Here is a 16,185-nt window from a genome sequence, read left to right on the forward strand (position 1 = left end):
TAAACTGATAATAAATGGATAAAATCCGCGAAAAATGAATGGCTGTTCTTTGTGGGACTATTTTCACTTAATCAGTTTATCTTCACCATGAAACCATTATTTACCTACACTGCATTGGCCGGCCTGCTGGCGCTCGGTGCATGCCAGGATCACCGTGATCCGAACAGCCCGGCGATCACTCTCCAGAACCGCTCGGTAACGCCCGTACTCGCCAAATTGCTCCCAGGCGCTACCAACGGACGTGTTTCGGCCAGCAATGTGAAAATGTATTCGCTCCTGAGCTCCGACGATCAGCTCGAACAATCACCCAGTTACGTTTTCGGTGGTTCCGCCGACGGCGCGGGCCTTTTCCAGAATCCGGACGGCAACTACACCGTGCTGGTCAACAATGAAGATAACTTTGCGGTATCGCGCATTACGCTTGATAAAGGTTTCAAGCCTGTAAAAGGGGAGTATGTACTCAATTCGGACGGTGGAACGTGGCGCTTATGCTCGGCTACCCTGGTAACGCCGATCGAACATGGTTTCGGTCCGGTATTCCTGACTTCGGGTGAAAGCGGCCAGGAGTCGCGTACGCACGCGCTCAACGTGGATGCGAACGTAAGCCAGGCGAACGTGTCGCGCGAGGTGGCCGGTCTGGGCCGTTGGAGTGCTGAAAACGCCGTTCCGCTTCCTAAAACAGCCTATCCGGGCAAAACCGTGATCGTGATCGGCGACGACGATTCGGACGTAAACGGTGGACAGGTGGCGATGTATATGTCGAACACCGTGGGCGACCTCGATAATGGCACATTGTATATGCTGAAACGCGCCGACAACAACCAGAAGGAAATGGACATGAAGCCGGGCAGTTCCTATGATGTGGAATTTGTTAAAATCGATAACCACAAAACATTGACCGGAGCCCAGATCAACGCCAAAGTGAATGATCTGAAAGCGATTAAGTTCGGACGTGTGGAAGACGTGGATTACCGTAAGGGCGACGGCGGGAAAGGCCGCGAGGTGATTTTCGCCGTAACAGGCCAGGATAATACAGGTTCTAACGCCGACTATTCACGCTCGAAATACGGCCGCGTGTACCATATCACGCTCGATGCCAACGATCCCACGAAAGGTAAACTGGAAGTACTCCTCGACGGCGACGACCGTACAGGCATTGCGAAGACGTTCCAGAACCCGGATAACGTTTGTGTTACCTATGATTACATCTACATCATGGAAGATCCGAACGGTTACGGCGATGAAAAGCACGATGGTTATGTGTATCAATATAACCTCAATACCAAGCAGCTGACCCCTGTCCTTGAAATCGACCACCGTCGTAACGAAGCCGATGCGGCCAAATACAATGTAGGTGGTACCTCTGCATTCGGTTCATGGGAAAGCAGCGGAATGATCGACGTGTCGGATGTTACCGGTCGTCCGAACACGTTCATGCTCGGCATTCAGGCGCACACATGGCGCGGTGATAAATACAAGGGAGTGGATGGCGGTTCGGTCCGGAAATCGGAGAACCAGGCCAGCCAGCTGATCCTGATCGAAGGTCTGCCTCGTTAATTTTATAGTTTTCAGACTCCTGGCCGGAATTTTCGGGCCAGGAGTTTTCCATTGCCTCAATACCCGCTCCCATGCTGAAATTCGATCGCAATCCCGATTCGTTTATTTATCGTCACAGACGGCTTCTGTTTTTACTTTTCCTCGTAGTCGTTATCCCGCTGGCTGTATGCCTGATATGGTGGCTGACGAGCCCCGCCAACTCGCCGGCAAGCCTGGTGAAACGCACATTTATGCAGGACATTACGGCGCTGGACAGTGCCGTGAGCCGTTTGCAAACCGATATCCGTAGAAAACAGCCTGCCGCCATTCAGCAATCTTTCAAACGGGCGCGGCTGGCTTACAAGCGGGTGGAATTTATCTCCGCCTACTACAGTCCCGAAACGACCCGCGCGCTCAACGGTGCGAATATCCCCGACGTGGACGACGACCTGCGTGTGAACCAGCCGCAGGGGTTCCAGGTGCTGGAAGAAATGGTGTTCCCGGAAGTGGCCGCGGATGCCTACCCCGATATGCTTGAAACTGCCAGTGCCCTGCGCGCGAACGTACATCGCCTGCGCAAGATTTCGGAGACTAACGAGTTGACGGACAGTCATATATTCGACGCGATGCGGCTTGAAGTGTTCCGCATCGTATCAATGGGCATTACGGGCTTCGATTCGCCGGTGGCGTTCCATTCTTTGCCGGAAGTCGCTTCGGCGCTTATGGGAATGCAGCGGCAGCTGGCCCATTTCGGAGTGGGAAGCGGCGATAATGTATTGACCGCACAGCTCGACAGCACATTTCGCGCAGCCATCGGTTATGTGGCCCGATCCCGTGATTTCAATGCATTCGACCGGCTTGTATTCATCAAGAACTACGCAAATCCGCTAAGCAGCCGCTTGCTTGATGTTCAGAAGGCATTAAATATCCCTGTATTTACAGAGAAACGTTTGCTATCTGCATCTGCCCGCACGCTCACCGAGCCGGATGCATTCAATGCCAATTATTTCATCAACTTCGAAGAACAGAGCATGACGGCCGATCGTATCGCATTGGGTAAAATGCTGTTTTTCAATCCCGTATTATCGAATAACTCCGGCCGGACGTGCGCTACCTGCCACCAGCCCGACAAGGCATTCACCGACGGCGAGCCGAAAAGTTTCGCGATCGGTTTCAACGGCATGCGGATCAGCCGCAATGCGCCTACACTCCTGAATGCGTCGTTTCAGGCCGTCCAGTTCGCCGACTCACGGGTGACTTTCCTGGAAGACCAGGCCAGCGACGTGATCCGCAACCCTGACGAAATGCACGGCTCGCTCCCGGAGGCCGTCGCTGCACTCCAAAAGCAACCCGAATCACGCCAGCTTTTCGAGGCTGCCTATTCCGACGGTGTCACGGAAAGCAACCTGAAAAATGCCATTGCGAGCTATATTCGCTCACTTTCATCCCTGGACTCCCGCCTGGACCGCCATTTCCGCGGCCCCGATCATATGCTGACGGTGGAAGAAGAATCGGGTTTCAACCTGTTTATGGGAAAGGCCAAATGCGCTACCTGCCATTTCTTCCCACTCTTTAACGGCACCGTGCCGCCCGCTTACCTCGAAACCGAAAGCGAAGTACTGGGTACGCCGGCCACCGCGGAAGGCAAAACCGTGGACCCGGACGTAGGAAAATTCGTTCTCACGAGGCGCGAGCCGCATCGCTACGCATTCAAAACACCGACCGTACGCCACGTAGCGCTGACGGCACCCTATATGCACAATGGCGTTTTCAGGACATTGGAAGAAGTTGTCGATTTTTATGACCAGGGTGGGGGGAACGGCCTGGGCTTTAACCTGGATAACCAGACTTTGCCGTTCGATAAACTTAGTCTGAGTGATTCAGAAAAAAGGGCGCTGGTGGCATTTATGAAAATCCTGTAAAATAATTTTCAGGCGCTGAGGGACTTACTGACAATGGGTTGTCATGCTGGTGCGGTTTCTTTGAAGTAAATCATTCAACACTTCAACCCATCATTATGAAAACGATCATCAGCAACGGCACGCCCATCAGCTACCACAGCTACGGCAGCGGCCCGGCCACATTATTTTTTCTTCACGGGTCGTTCATCGATCAGTCTTATTGGAAGGAGCAGGTTTCATTTTTCAAAGAAAAATACCGGGTAGTGACGATGGACCTGGCCGGTCACGGCGAATCGGGCACAAACCGCGCGGTATGGACGCTGGAAAATATGGCCGATGACGTCGTGAACGTGATCCGCGAACTGCAGCTCGAAAACGTGGTCCTGGTTGGCCATTCGCTCGGCGGGAACCTCGCGCTCATCGCCGCCACACGCTATCCGGAGCCCATTATCGGGTTTATCGCGGTCGACAACTTCAAGAACCTCGCCACGCCGCTACCGGCCGAGTACGAAAGCCAGGTAACCGAAATCATCGAAAGCTCTCGCAAGGCTTATGCGGACACGAACGAGCACTACGCCCGCATGGTGCTGCTCACCCCTGCGACGCCGCAATGGATCACCGACAAAATCGTGGCCGCCTACCGCAATTCGTACGAGCCGATGGGCCAGCAAACGTTGCCCCAATTCTTCGAAATGTACCGGATCGAGCAGGAGGCCATGCCGCTGCTGAGGCCCAAAATGAACCTGATCAACGTCAACTATTACCCCACGAACGTCGATGCGCTGGAAGAACACGCCGTCAACGGCTACACGCTGATCGAAATCGCCGGCACCTGCCATTACCCCATGCTCGAATCGCCGAAAGCATTGAACGAAGCCCTGGACGAGGTCATCGACAGCGTGCTGGAAGTAAAAACAACCTATTGACGCCGGAACCTGTAACAAATCCCGCCCCCGGTCGTCTACACATTGTCAAGTGTAAGCAACGGCTTCACATCCAAAAACAAAAAGAGCAGACGGTTTCGCCTGCTCTTTTTTGATGGTATGGGGGATGGTGGGTTAGAGTTTGTAGCGGACGATGAAGGTGTTACGGACACCGCTTGTTCCTCGCAATTCAACATTTTTGTAGGGCGCGTTACCGTAAAACCAGCCGGTTGCATAAACAAAGCCCTCTTTCGTAACGCAAATTTTGTTCACCCGATCTTCCAGAACACCACCTGCCCTTGCTGCAAAGTTGCCAGCCTGATATAGCTCTTCGGCGTCTACCTCTGTAATGATGATATCAGTGCCACCATTACTTGATATTGTTCTTCCTCGCGACATAGGAAATTGAGCGGAGTTGGTGAAAGAACCAGCAATTACGATGTTTCCCTTATCGGTCAGCGCGATTCCACCGTGATAATCCTTTACTCCATTTGTAAAGCCATTCCGTGCCTTAAGTACATTTCCGTTGGTATCCCATTTGCCGAGATACACGTTTTCGTCGCCGTCACTTTGCAGCGGTAAATCTTTGAACGTTCCACTATGCATGCCGGTCACAAATACATTTCGGAGTCGATCTACAACAATATCATAGGCAAAGTCAACTCCGGGAGAGCCGGCACGTTGCGCCCACAGGAAGTTTTGAGGAATAAGGCCCCATTTCGCGACGAAAACATCGACGCTATCGACGCTTTGTATTGAGGCTTTCCCTGGAATTTGAATCGATTTGAGGAATGCGCCAGCGATGTAGGCATTTCCCTGGTCATCGACGGCAACCGTTTCTGGGGCTTGGATATCCGGGCCGCTGATAGTCTTCACCGTTGTGAACTGCTTGTCGTCCGTATTGATCAACGCAAGAAACCCGTCCCTTCCGTTAGCTTGTGTTTGATGATTGCTATCAAAATCAATGTTTATGCTAACATTATCACCTTCAATCGTGCCGACCAAATATAAATTTGGTCCCTCACCTGCTTGAAAGAATGCCAAGGATCTCCCTTGATCATCCAATGGGCCGCCAAAGGTCTTAACCCAATCACTTTTGCCCTTTCCATCGATTTTGACTACAAATCCATCCACGCCACCTCGCGGCCTGTTATTCCAGTTAGAAACCGTTCCTGCGACAAATCCTGTAAGGTAGACATTGTTCTCTTTATCCAAAACGATTGCATTGCCGTGATCGTTGCCAACACTGCCATCCGAGTAAAGCCAAAGACATTGACCCGTGCTATCAAATTTTGCAACGAAGAAATCGTCGCCACCTTTTGAAGTAAACTTGTGTTGTTCGCCGAAATCAACTTGGCCTTTTGCTGTTCCAGAAACGTAAATGTTCCCATTATTGTCAGATATAATATCTGTGGGAAAATTGTTATCACCCGATAGGCTGAACGGTTTTACAGTGTCAACATGGACCATTTGAGTGATTCCACTGCTGCCACCATCGACTCCTTTTACGATTAATTTTACGTAATAAGTGCCAGGTGAAGAAAATTTATGCTCGACAGATAGGTCTGTGTGTTTTACACCGTCTCCGAAATCCCATTGTATGCTCGCCGCATTTTCAGATTCGCTGGTAAATTTGACAGTGCAAGGAAAAGTGCATCCACCCTCTGGCGTGAAGCGGAATTGTGCTACCGGCGTTTGCGGCGATTCTATATGACACGCCACAACAATTAAGGTGAGTAAAATGTAGGTAAAAATTCGCTTCATCGAATCACAGATCGGTGGGAGGTATTGTAAAGTTAATGGATTTTAGCAAGCAATTCCACCACTTGTTTGCCATAAATATGCCCCGGATCGGCTGAAATCTTTTCCAGTTGCGCCTTGCATTTCGGCAAATCGCCTTGTTGCAAATACGCCAAAGCTATATACCACTCAGCCGCATGGCGTGCCTGCGGATAGCGACTGGTTTCGGCTTGCTGCAATTCCTGCAATGCCTGTGCGCCCTCGCGTTGCGCCAGCAGGCGGATGCCCGCGTACACGTGCGTGGTATCCGTGCGCCACTGGCGGAATGCCGACGGGCTCAGGCCGGGCTTTTCCTTGGAGAACGGACTTTCCAATGTCACGTCCGGATCGAAGTATTGGGCGAAAAATGCGGCGTTGTCAATCGGCAGGGGCGCTCTTTGAGGCTGTTGCTTACGCTTCGGTGTGGGGACTTTGCCGGGATCGGATTTTTCTGCCGGCAGGTCTGGACTTGCAGGATCCGGTGCGACCGGTGTTTGAGTTGCCGGCGTTTCCGAGGCAACAGGCGCGGTTTCAGGCGATGCATTGAAATACCAAACCAGGCCGATGGCAAGCAGAATGCTGGCCGCAGCGGCGAAATAGGCCCAGGCGGGACGGTTTCCGATAGGCTTGACGGCTTTCACGGGACTCAGGCTTGGAGTTTCGGTGGGATTGTCGTCGGTTGGCAACGCGCCTTCGCGTTGCAGGTCGGCGTGGATGCCTTTGAATAGTTTCTTGTACTCGTTTACTTTCAGGCCGTTGCGGATGCGGCGCTGCAAGGCTACTTCGGTTGCCAATGCCTCGTCCGCGAGCATGCGCTGCTCGAAAGCGGCGCGCTCGTCGGGCGTGCCTTGGCCGCCGAGGTACTGGTGGATTTCTTGAAAGGTTTCTTCCGATTCCATATGTGTCAAATCGTGAGTCGCTAGTAGGTTTTCACTTTTTTATACGCGTTTCCGCCGATTCTTATCGCTACAAATGAAATTTCTCTTTCAGGTACCGGGCACATTTGAACCGTTTCACCGCCGCAGATTGCTCCGTCATCCCCAAATCCGCCGCAATTTCTCGCAATGAACGTTCTTCCACATAAAACCAGTGAAGCATTTTGCGGCAGTCCTCGGCCAGCAGCCGGAACGCCCGGTCCAGCTTGCGGAAAATCCAGTCACGCTCGCCGTCGTCGTACGCGGCCATTTGCGCCAAATCTGCCTCCACTGCGGTATTCCCATCTTCGTCCAATGGCAGATGCCCGTCCAGCGATGTTTCCGCCCGCCGGGTGAGCAGTGAGAGGTTTTTCTTCCATTGGTTAATGTAAATGCTTTGAAAATAGGTAGTTATGCGCGTGTTTTCCTGGTATACATAACTTCCGTCCCTGATTTTGCCTACAAAAATAGCGAGGCAATCATGCAAAAGGTCTTCGGCCTGCTCCTGGTCGCCGCCCCGTTTCAGCACATAAGGAATGCATTGCTGGTAAGTCTGCCGGTACAAATACGTAAACGCCTCATGTTTTTCATGAAGCAGTTCCTCGTAAAATGTCAGCTCGGAATCACGGTAGCGTTTGCAGGAATCTCGGGGCGTCATTCAGGTGGTTATTTTCACAAAAAAACAAAAAAGGGCCGGTTCTGGAAGCGGGCCGGAAAACATTTAAAAAAAGTGCGCAGCATGTGATAATGTTTTACGTGCAATGCGGATAAATGTCCGACGCTGATTTTCGAACGGCACATTACAATTATCAAAATGCATTTGTTCGTTCGCATTTCAGTGTTGTGGGTTATTACAAACCAGAGAGTGCCCGACGGATTCGACGGGCCTCTTTTTTAAAATCCGCTTCTCCGTGCCTGCGTCGTGACCGGGATCATACATTTGGCTATTCGCTTATCTCCAGCGTTCACGGCCGTCGCTTCCAGTACTTTTTTCAGGTCGTCCAAAATAAATGTAATGCCGTTTTGCGACTCGGTTTTTTCAATCGGCCTGAATGTTCCTTCCGTCGCGAAAGCGAGCAGCATTTCAAACCCGAACGGTGCCGCGCATTCAAATTTTTCAGGAATGTCAATCCAGCTGCCCACCGCATCGGCCGTGATTTTGAAATCATTATTTCGCAGCCTGACAATATTTTTGGCCGCATCCTGGTAAATCATCCTAACGGTACAAGGCTTGTTGGCGCGCACTTTCAATGTCATCATATCCCCCTCACGGTACAATTGCGGCCCGAAGCCCTTGTCGGTGCTCACTTCCAGCCGCAGTACTTCCCGCGTCTCCATGAGCTCATTATCAAATGGTATGGTCAGTGCCGCTACCTCGCGCATGAGCAGGGCCTCGCGCACGAGATTCCCCGCGGGCTCGACCTCGGCATTCGGAATGTTGCCGAGCAATATTTCCCCCATTAATGTCCCGCCAAGCGGCTTCCCGTTGCTGTCGGAGAGTTTGACAGTCATTTTTAGATAATTTCCTGCCTGTTCATAACCGCCTGTGAGTCTGGCCAATGGGTCGGAGGTCTGCGGGTTGCCTGCACCGATTTCTAACCTGTCCGACAGTCGCGCAAGCGATGTTTTCAGCGTACCGGTGACCTGTTTGGAAAAATCATTGGAGATACCCAGTTCGCGGAACGTGATTTCTTCGATGAACAGTTTTTGAATATCTTTTTGCGAAAGGGCATGGAGAATTTGTGCCGAAAGTTGATCGATTGCCTCAGGCAATGTAATGTATACCAATGGGTTACGATGGTCGGTGAGTGAAAGCAACTGGCTGCTTTTTTCCCGCATATCCGTATCCATGAACCCGATTTTCGCTTCGATCACCTCGTTGCCTTTCATTTTCAGGAACACACCGGCGCGGCATGGGACATTTTCCAATTGCAGGCGCCGTCGCCCCTGGTAATTCCCGAATAGCGATTTGGTACCGTATAAAAATACCAGGAAGCCGTCGGTAACGGATTTAAATTCAGCTTGTTCCCAGTCGGCATGATAGGACAGGCCGCTTTTTTGATAGCCTGCAAATGCAATGCGCTGGTACTCCTGGAAACCGATCGTCTGCGTGCCCTGGTTGCCCGGCACGAGGTCGTTTTCGAAGCGGGCGTCGGCGCGGAGGCTTGCGCGGAGGCGGTAACTGGCTTCGTCGCGCTCGTCGCGGTCGGTGATGTAGGGGTTCGTCAGCAGGCCGAATGCGGATTCGAAATCTTTCAGCACCTGTTTCACGCGATCGGCCGCACGGAGCTGATAGTACGGGCTCAGCGCCTGCGCGAATGCTTGATCCGACAAAAAAACAACGATCAGGAAGCCCAGCAGCCGTTTCATGGAGGTGTCAGAGGATAATGCTACCGGGTACGGTTCAGGATCACTTCGCGGGTGAGCAGGCTGTTTTCCATGGGTACCTGCTGCCGGTTGGTGAGCTCCATCACCCGGATGCGTACGGTGCGGAAAATGTCTTCGAGGCGCAGGTCCGGCACGTCGAGCGCTTTCAGGAGCTCGGAAGTATACGGGCTGTTGCTGCCGTCGCCGTCAAGGGCGGTATAACCGGGTTTGGTCGAAAATGTAATGAGCGTGCCCGGCGTGGCGCTCATACTCGCGAGGCCTTTGCCGCCCGTGCTCCGCGTCCAGCTGCGGCTCAGCGGGTTATCGCGGCAGGCGTCGAGGATCATGATGTTGGTACGCTGCGAGCTTTCGTCCCCCGAAGCCATCTGGTCGAGGATTTCGTCGGCGGAAACGGCGAGCATTTTCATCTCCATTTCCGATTGCGGGCTGATATCCACCGGTATCAGGTAGTTTTTACCCGAAACCTGCACGCCGTGGCCCGCATAGTAGAACAACGCCACTTCCAGGTCCTGGCTCTGTATCCGGCTGCCAAACTGTGCGACGGCCGCCCGCAGGTCCATCTGGCTGGCGTCGATCCGCTCGATCACATTGAAACCGAGGTCTACCAGTTTCTGGCTGATCGCCCGCGCGTCGTTTTCGGGATTTTGCAGCTTCGAGCCTGCCTGGTACTTGGAGTTACCCACGACCAGCGCAATGCGTTTCCGGGCTTTTTCATACAGGATCGACAGCGTTTCAGAATGGCTCGTCCCGAATTTATTGGTGGCTGTCAGCCGTATGGTATTGCCGCCTTCGGTTAGTACCACCTGCGGAAATACCTGCAAGCCGCCCGCGCAGCCTTCTTCTTTCGATTTCAACGTCTTAAAGGAGCGCGTTTCCATCGGAATGCTCACCCCGTTCACCTCTATGCGCAGGTTTTCGGACTCGTTCACGACGCATGCGGCCAGTCTTACGTCCGGCTTGTCGCTGTATGCGGCGTTCGTGAGCCATTTGATCTCCGGCTTACCATCCGGCTCGAAGCGGTTGAAAACGTCCTTCACCCCATTGTTGTAGACGATCTCCGCGATGTCCTTCAAGGGTAGGGAAGACAGGTTTTTGGCATCCGGCGATTTGTATTTTACCAGGTCGGGGTAGACCTCTTTGATCTCCACGACTTTCTTTTCCCGGTTTCTCAGGTAAAGCGTATCGGCCCGGGTATCCGCCGCGGTAACTGGATTTTGCAGGGCGCAAAAAACGAAGGTAAAGATCGTGAAGAGGGTAGTAAAGTGCTTCATGTAACGTTGAATAGGGTGTAACGGGAGCCTTGACTTAAAATGAGAGTGCGATACTGAGCCCGCCAGCCTGTGCGGGAGCGTCATAGTATGGTCGGAACGACAGCACTTCTTTCTTCTGGGCGAGCTCGGTGCGAGTTTTTTTAGTTAAATGTACATTTTTAAGACCGATCAGGTCTAATGCAATGCCGCCCAGCACCGCCGCTGCCCCTGCATATATTCCGGGCGAAGCGAACCGCAGGAAATTCTCCTGTTTCTGCAGGTCCGCCGCGGGAGGGGATTGGTCGTAATTGGCTTTGTACCAGGCAATATAGGCATCATTGGTTTGCCTGATACCACGTTTGTAAGTATTGAAATCGCTGTTCAGTTTGATGAGCGTCGCTGCGCCGCCCAGAATGGCGGCGGACCCCACCGCCAGATAAATGGTACTGCGCTTTTGGTAGCGATTGATTTTTTGTTCCAGGTATTTTAAACCGTCCGGTGTTGCCGGCGCATTTTCACGTGGTTTCTGTAATCCCAATTTCAGTTCGGTGCGGCCGTTTTCATATTCGATGCGCACGACTTCCGACCGGAAAATAAAGTAATCGGGGCCGTCGGGATTATCAGCCCTTTTATATTTTACATATTTGGAATCCGTTCCGAGGACTTTCCCTTTAATTTCCTTTCCGTCTTTCTGAATGATCTTGTCCTGCGCGTTCGCAGCCGGGGAGAGAAGCAGGGTAATGATTCCTACCAAAAACGAAACCGCGACAACTTTCCGCATGGGAAATAATGCGCCGGGCCGGGACTTTCGGGCCGCAGTTTGACTGGTAAAGAATGACTTGTCCAATACGAAGAGGATTGAGTATGATAATTTGATTTTAAAAATAAGCAATTGAAGTCAAACCGGTCACATATATTCGCCTAATTTGGTGCCGCTTATTGGTGTACTATTTTCACAATAATGGGCACGACGCTTCCTTTTGGATTTCCCTTTACCTCATAAGATACTTTTCCGGGCGCGTAGGCAATTTCTTTGGCCGGAATAAATTCTTCGCCCAATGCCCCGTAGGCTTTTTGCGTAATGCTGCCGGCCGTATTTTTTATTTTACGGGCAAGTTCTTCGAGATTCAGCTCGTTGCGGGAGATGAAAACGATGAAATAATCTTCACCGGCAACGTCGTCCAGGGTAAACGAGGCGTCGGGCGAGGGCATGAGCACGTCGCTGTTGGCGGGGACGACGGCGCTCGTGGTGAGGTCGTCGGTATGGTAGGGGAACAGGCCCGACACCCTGTTCTCGCGGTCGGAGGCGAGGATGTAGACATACGATTGCTGCGAATTGTGCACTACCATCTTGAACCGCGTACCGGAGGCATAGGGCTGCGTCATCGTATAAGCGACTATATCGGTCCTTTCGCCCGGCGCCGGTTTTCCCCTGAATGCCGTCGAACCGACCGCCATGGAAGCATTACCCGCCATGAAATCGACATTTCCTTTGAGTGTAATCGTTTGCGGCTGGGGTTTCACGAGTGGTTCGGCAAAAATCTGGTAGGCGTTTTTGGTAAAGCGGATGAGGTCGGCGTAGCGGACCCAGACGTAGCCGTCTTTGCCCCAGCCTTTGCCCCAGCTGTTGGCAATGAGGAACGACCCGCCGTTGACGGCATCGTCGTATCCCACGACGGCCATAGCATGCGCTCCGATGGTATTTTCAGGGTTTTCGGCTGTCGCCGGCTGCCAGTTTTCCTTCGTTTCCCCGATAAACGACTCGGGTATCAGCATTCCGATCAGCACCGCATTCCTGCCTTCCGCCAATGCCGATTTGATGGCCGCAACCCGGTATTCAGCGCTGCTACCGGCTTCATTGGGATTAAACAATGTCATATAATCGCCGATTTTGAAGTTCGCGGCTTTGTCGTCGCAGTGGTCCGAATCGACGTTGCAGTTCGCCGGCGCGCAGGAAAGGAATGCACTGCCTTTGGTTTTCATCACTTCCAGGGCATCTTCCAGGAACACGCCTTCGGCACAGCCCGCCTCGGGGCCGAGTTTGATCTGTCCGTACAGCCAGCCCGGCGAGAATGCCATCGGTGCGATCTTCGCCGGCTGGTTGCCGAGCCCGAGCTTGCCCGCCTCCATGGCCGTGCGCATGTAGTAGGCGGCCGACCACCCCACGCAGGTGCCATCGTCGCCCTGGTCGCCGATAGCGGGTAGGAGCCCGCGAATGCTGAATGCGGGTGGTAATGCGCCTTTAAATACGATATTGGGCGATTTCCGGGGCACCCGCAGGTATTTGGCATCGTCGATTTTAAGCCCCATCGCACGCCGCTGGCCCATTGCACCGGCTACCGGCAGCCATAGAGCGCCGATCAGCAGTAAGCGGAATGCAATGGAAGGTAACGTTTTCATTATCAAATAGTTCTATTGGAATCCGGGGATAGGCACAGTGTCTTTTACGGTGATATCCCTGAAAAGTATCTTCAAACCCGCCTGATCAGTTACCGGAGAGGCATTGTGGCCGGTGATTTCCACCTGATCGAATTTTACGTGCATCAGGTTTTTGAAATAAATCCGCACCGGTACCGAGGCAGTGGTACCGTTCTTGCGGGTCACCAGCACGTGGGGCGAGCGCTGTTTACCATTCTCCCTAGGGTCGTTTGCGAACAGGCTGATGGCCAGTTCCACGGCCTGCTCACGCTGCTCGGTCGAGAGGCTTTGATCGGCGATGATCGAAATGTAGGATTGCAGGTCGGTGAGGCGCCGCGCGGTAAGCTTGTCGGCTTCGGATAACTTGGCCGGCAGGACTGCGGGTAAGGTACCAGCCCATTGCGAATGGTGTTTCTGGGAATCGGGCAGATTTTTGAGCGTTTCCTGCAAGCGGTTTTCGGCATCGGCCAGCAGGGTTTCCCACGACACCCGGCTGCTGTTGCTTCCCGCGTAGGCGAGGGCTTGTATCCAGGTTTTGCTGTAAAAGCTGCCGTTTTGCGGATGTGCCGTGGCGCGTTCGCCCTTTTTGGCACTGCTGATGAGCAGGTCGCCGTGCGCTTCCACGAACAGGTCGCGCATGATTTTCGTGTCCTGCGTGACGGTGATGCCCCTCGTCACAGGCGTGGGCGGGCTTTGGCTGCGGGGGAGCAAGTTGTTGCAGCAGTCGGCCAGGGTGAGGCAGAAGCGTGGGTTCTTCGCTTTCAAAAGACGGTGGACCATTTCCAGTTCCAGGTTTTCGTCTTTGAAATATAAAACAGGAAATGTACTTTTTTCGTCGGTGCTGTTAATTCCGTGGCCAGTATAATAGAAAAATAGAATGTCGTCCGGATTGCATTGAATTTTTGAAATAGCTTCCTGTATTCCGCTTTTCCCAAACTGGTCTTCATGGCAAATGATTTCCTGAAACTGGTACCCGATTTTTTTAGAAATCCCCTGTAACGTAAGCGACATTTCTTCCAGATCTTTTTCACAACCTGCACCCAGAACGGCATCGCGGGTATCCGCTACCAACACGGCGTAAAATGATTGCGCATGGGCTAATGTATTGACAAATAGCAAAATAATTCCGATCCAAAGCGCGCAAAGGGGACGTTTCAGAAGGCGATTCATGCTGACAATGTTTGAGACAAAAGGGGAACGGAGCGTAAATATTAAACGGAGTGCAATTAATTCAACTAATTTGAAGCGAACAAATAAAGGGTGAATGTTTTATCCTTTTTCCGGCCCCGAACTTGCCCAGATCGATTCGGGAATGTCGTTCAGTTTTTTCCCTTTAAACATTCTTACAAACCGCCGCTGTTCTTCCAAACCATTTGCTTTTGCCCACCGCATGGCCGCTTTGTTCGCCACGGGAATATCGACAAAAACAGGAAGTCCGTCGTAATGATGGAGCATGGCATCGCAAAGCTGGCGGCCCGCTTCCGGCGTGGCGGCAATCGCCGGGCCGATCTGCACGGCATTGCGCCCCTTTCGGGAACCGGCGTATGCGAGACCGTCTTCGAGCAGGGAGTAATAAAATGTGTTGTCGTGCGCCAACGACTGCAAAAAAGCCTCTCGGCGGGTCGCGGTAACCCGGTAGTCGAGCCCGAACAGCGGTGCGGCCGGGGTGTGCGCCGACCACCGAACGGCCTCGTCGCCCAGTGAGCCGGGTGCTTTGGCGATGCCTTTCATGCGCACCACTTCGTATTCCTCCGCAAAGCCCAGCTTTTCGTAAAGCCCTTTGCCGAAAACGGTGGCGTCGAGGCGCTGGGTTTCGATGCCGAGGCTATCCAGGTGTGCCAGGGCATGCTCCATTAGCTTCTGCCCGATGCCCTGGTTGCGTGCGGCAGTATCCACGAGCACCATCGCGATCCACGCCACGCTGCCGAAATAGCAGGTCGTCACGGTCCCGGCCGGAATGTTGCCGCGCTCTGCCACGAAGCAGCCTTCGGGATGGAGCGCCAGGGCGCGGTTCCAGTCGGCTTCGAGCTGGTTCCAGCCGGCCTGCTGCACGAGCTGCATTCCGAACGGGATGTCGGATGCCAGCATGGTTCTGATGATAGTGGTGTTTGCCATCTCTGATTTAAATGCGTATATAGTTAAAGGTTAGTTTTGCCGTTAGATTTCGAATTGAAATTGGCCTGTTATTTAATGCATTGATTATTAAATTGTTGTGCCTGTTTTGTCCGATATTTAATTAAAATCTAATCACTTTCTGTCGCCGTTCCAAATCCCGAATCCCAATCTTTGTATTACTCCTGACTCTTCTTTTTGACGCAAACCTGATCGGAACAAGTATGAAGATGGAGAAAACGATACTCATTATCGAGGACGACCTGCGCATTGCGCAGAACATTTACCGGGTCCTGCAATCGGAAAATTTCGATGCGGAAATCGCGCGGGACGGGCTCACGGGCAAGAAAATGGCGCTGGAAGGCCGTTATGACCTTATTTTGCTCGACATTAACCTGCCAGGCCTGAATGGCTTCGACGTCTGCCGCCAAATCCGCGCGTTCAAGCCCTTGCTGCCCGTGATCATGCTCACGGCTTACGGCGAGGTAGAGGACAAGGTGGAAGGCCTGGGCAAGGGTGCTACGGATTATATTGTCAAACCGTTCGATTTCAGGGAGTTGATCGCGCGCATTCACGCGGCGCTGAGGCTGGCGGGCGTGGGCAGGTCGGATGCGGGCAAGCGGGTACTGACCATCGCTGACCTGCAACTGAATGTGGATACCAAGGTGGTGACCCGCGCCGGGAAGTTTATCGGGTTGACAGCCAAGGAGTTTGCCTTGCTCGAATATTTCCTGCTGAACCCGGGGACGGTCATTTCCAAAATGGACCTGGCGAAAAACATCTGGCACCTGAACTTCGATCCGGGGACGAATTTTGTGGAGGTGTATATCAATTACCTGCGGAAAAAGATCGATAAGGATTTCGAGGTGAAACTGATCCAGACGAGGCCGGGGCTGGGGTACATTTTAATGGAGGGTTAATGCGGCCGAACGCATTCGGGGGCATTAAATGTGCCTTGATTGCT

13 protein-coding genes are annotated in these 16,185 nt (G+C 52.8%); 4 read left to right on the forward strand and 9 right to left on the reverse strand.

Going from position 1 to position 16,185, the window contains the following annotated elements; genetic code table 11:
• Positions 1 to 87 precede the first annotated feature (87 nt).
• From H144_RS0126445 to H144_RS0126455, 3 genes are all read left to right on the forward strand, one after another.
• Positions 88 to 1,557, forward strand: a complete 1,470-nt coding sequence (locus H144_RS0126445; protein ID WP_019945133.1) for an alkaline phosphatase PhoX — start codon at positions 88 to 90, stop codon at positions 1,555 to 1,557.
• 71 nt (positions 1,558 to 1,628) lie between these two features.
• A complete protein-coding gene (locus H144_RS0126450; RefSeq protein ID WP_019945134.1) occupies positions 1,629 to 3,458 on the forward strand; it encodes a cytochrome c peroxidase in 1,830 nt (609 codons plus the stop codon).
• Between the two features lie 95 nt (positions 3,459 to 3,553).
• Positions 3,554 to 4,363, forward strand: a complete 810-nt coding sequence (locus tag H144_RS0126455) for an alpha/beta fold hydrolase (protein ID WP_019945135.1) — start codon at positions 3,554 to 3,556, stop codon at positions 4,361 to 4,363.
• A 132-nt stretch (positions 4,364 to 4,495) separates the two neighbouring features.
• Here the strand turns inward: H144_RS0126455 and H144_RS0126460 are convergent, their stop codons facing one another.
• From H144_RS0126460 to H144_RS0126505, 9 genes are all read right to left on the reverse strand, one after another.
• Positions 4,496 to 6,124 (reverse strand): PKD domain-containing protein, encoded by a 1,629-nt coding sequence (locus H144_RS0126460; protein ID WP_019945136.1) that lies wholly within the window; start codon positions 6,122 to 6,124, stop codon positions 4,496 to 4,498.
• 32 nt (positions 6,125 to 6,156) lie between these two features.
• Positions 6,157 to 7,038 carry an anti-sigma factor family protein gene (locus tag H144_RS0126465; RefSeq protein WP_019945137.1) on the reverse strand — a complete coding sequence of 294 codons (882 nt, stop codon included), beginning with the start codon at positions 7,036 to 7,038 and terminating at the stop codon, positions 6,157 to 6,159.
• Positions 7,039 to 7,105: 67 nt separating this feature from the next.
• Positions 7,106 to 7,711, reverse strand: a complete 606-nt coding sequence (locus H144_RS0126470) for an RNA polymerase sigma factor (protein ID WP_019945138.1) — start codon at positions 7,709 to 7,711, stop codon at positions 7,106 to 7,108.
• A gap of 236 nt (positions 7,712 to 7,947) precedes the next feature.
• Positions 7,948 to 9,423 carry a hypothetical protein gene (locus H144_RS0126480; protein WP_019945140.1) on the reverse strand — a complete coding sequence of 492 codons (1,476 nt, stop codon included), beginning with the start codon at positions 9,421 to 9,423 and terminating at the stop codon, positions 7,948 to 7,950.
• Between the two features lie 20 nt (positions 9,424 to 9,443).
• On the reverse strand, positions 9,444 to 10,712 hold the full coding sequence (locus tag H144_RS33485) for a caspase family protein (RefSeq protein WP_019945141.1): 1,269 nt from the start codon (positions 10,710 to 10,712) through the stop codon (positions 9,444 to 9,446).
• Between the two features lie 34 nt (positions 10,713 to 10,746).
• The gene (locus H144_RS0126490; protein ID WP_019945142.1) at positions 10,747 to 11,472 is read right to left on the reverse strand and encodes a hypothetical protein; all 726 of its coding nucleotides are present in this window, start codon (positions 11,470 to 11,472) and stop codon (positions 10,747 to 10,749) included.
• A 155-nt stretch (positions 11,473 to 11,627) separates the two neighbouring features.
• On the reverse strand, positions 11,628 to 13,091 hold the full coding sequence (locus H144_RS0126495) for a DUF4384 domain-containing protein (RefSeq protein ID WP_019945143.1): 1,464 nt from the start codon (positions 13,089 to 13,091) through the stop codon (positions 11,628 to 11,630).
• 12 nt (positions 13,092 to 13,103) lie between these two features.
• Positions 13,104 to 14,279 carry a caspase family protein gene (locus tag H144_RS0126500; protein ID WP_019945144.1) on the reverse strand — a complete coding sequence of 392 codons (1,176 nt, stop codon included), beginning with the start codon at positions 14,277 to 14,279 and terminating at the stop codon, positions 13,104 to 13,106.
• Between the two features lie 99 nt (positions 14,280 to 14,378).
• Positions 14,379 to 15,224, reverse strand: coding sequence for a GNAT family N-acetyltransferase (locus H144_RS0126505; RefSeq protein ID WP_019945145.1), 846 nt, complete (start codon positions 15,222 to 15,224; stop codon positions 14,379 to 14,381).
• Positions 15,225 to 15,445: 221 nt separating this feature from the next.
• On the opposite strand from H144_RS0126505, the gene H144_RS0126510 reads away from it, so the two are divergent.
• Positions 15,446 to 16,141, forward strand: coding sequence for a response regulator transcription factor (locus H144_RS0126510; RefSeq protein WP_019945146.1), 696 nt, complete (start codon positions 15,446 to 15,448; stop codon positions 16,139 to 16,141).
• Positions 16,142 to 16,185: the final 44 nt, after the last annotated feature.

It is taken from the genome of Dyadobacter beijingensis DSM 21582, from assembly GCF_000382205.1.
Classification (GTDB): Bacteria; Bacteroidota; Bacteroidia; order Cytophagales; family Spirosomataceae; genus Dyadobacter; species Dyadobacter beijingensis.

Coding starts and splice junctions, on each gene's coding strand:
- H144_RS0126445 (WP_019945133.1), top strand. CDS start 88: ATGAAACCATTATTTACCTACACTGCATTGGCCGGCCTGCTGGCGCTC.
- H144_RS0126450 (WP_019945134.1), top strand. CDS start 1,629: ATGCTGAAATTCGATCGCAATCCCGATTCGTTTATTTATCGTCACAGA.
- H144_RS0126455 (WP_019945135.1), top strand. CDS start 3,554: ATGAAAACGATCATCAGCAACGGCACGCCCATCAGCTACCACAGCTAC.
- H144_RS0126460 (WP_019945136.1), bottom strand. CDS start 6,124: ATGAAGCGAATTTTTACCTACATTTTACTCACCTTAATTGTTGTGGCG.
- H144_RS0126465 (WP_019945137.1), bottom strand. CDS start 7,038: ATGGAATCGGAAGAAACCTTTCAAGAAATCCACCAGTACCTCGGCGGC.
- H144_RS0126470 (WP_019945138.1), bottom strand. CDS start 7,711: ATGACGCCCCGAGATTCCTGCAAACGCTACCGTGATTCCGAGCTGACA.
- H144_RS0126480 (WP_019945140.1), bottom strand. CDS start 9,423: ATGAAACGGCTGCTGGGCTTCCTGATCGTTGTTTTTTTGTCGGATCAA.
- H144_RS33485 (WP_019945141.1), bottom strand. CDS start 10,712: ATGAAGCACTTTACTACCCTCTTCACGATCTTTACCTTCGTTTTTTGC.
- H144_RS0126490 (WP_019945142.1), bottom strand. CDS start 11,472: ATGCGGAAAGTTGTCGCGGTTTCGTTTTTGGTAGGAATCATTACCCTG.
- H144_RS0126495 (WP_019945143.1), bottom strand. CDS start 13,091: ATGAAAACGTTACCTTCCATTGCATTCCGCTTACTGCTGATCGGCGCT.
- H144_RS0126500 (WP_019945144.1), bottom strand. CDS start 14,279: ATGAATCGCCTTCTGAAACGTCCCCTTTGCGCGCTTTGGATCGGAATT.
- H144_RS0126505 (WP_019945145.1), bottom strand. CDS start 15,224: ATGGCAAACACCACTATCATCAGAACCATGCTGGCATCCGACATCCCG.
- H144_RS0126510 (WP_019945146.1), top strand. CDS start 15,446: ATGAAGATGGAGAAAACGATACTCATTATCGAGGACGACCTGCGCATT.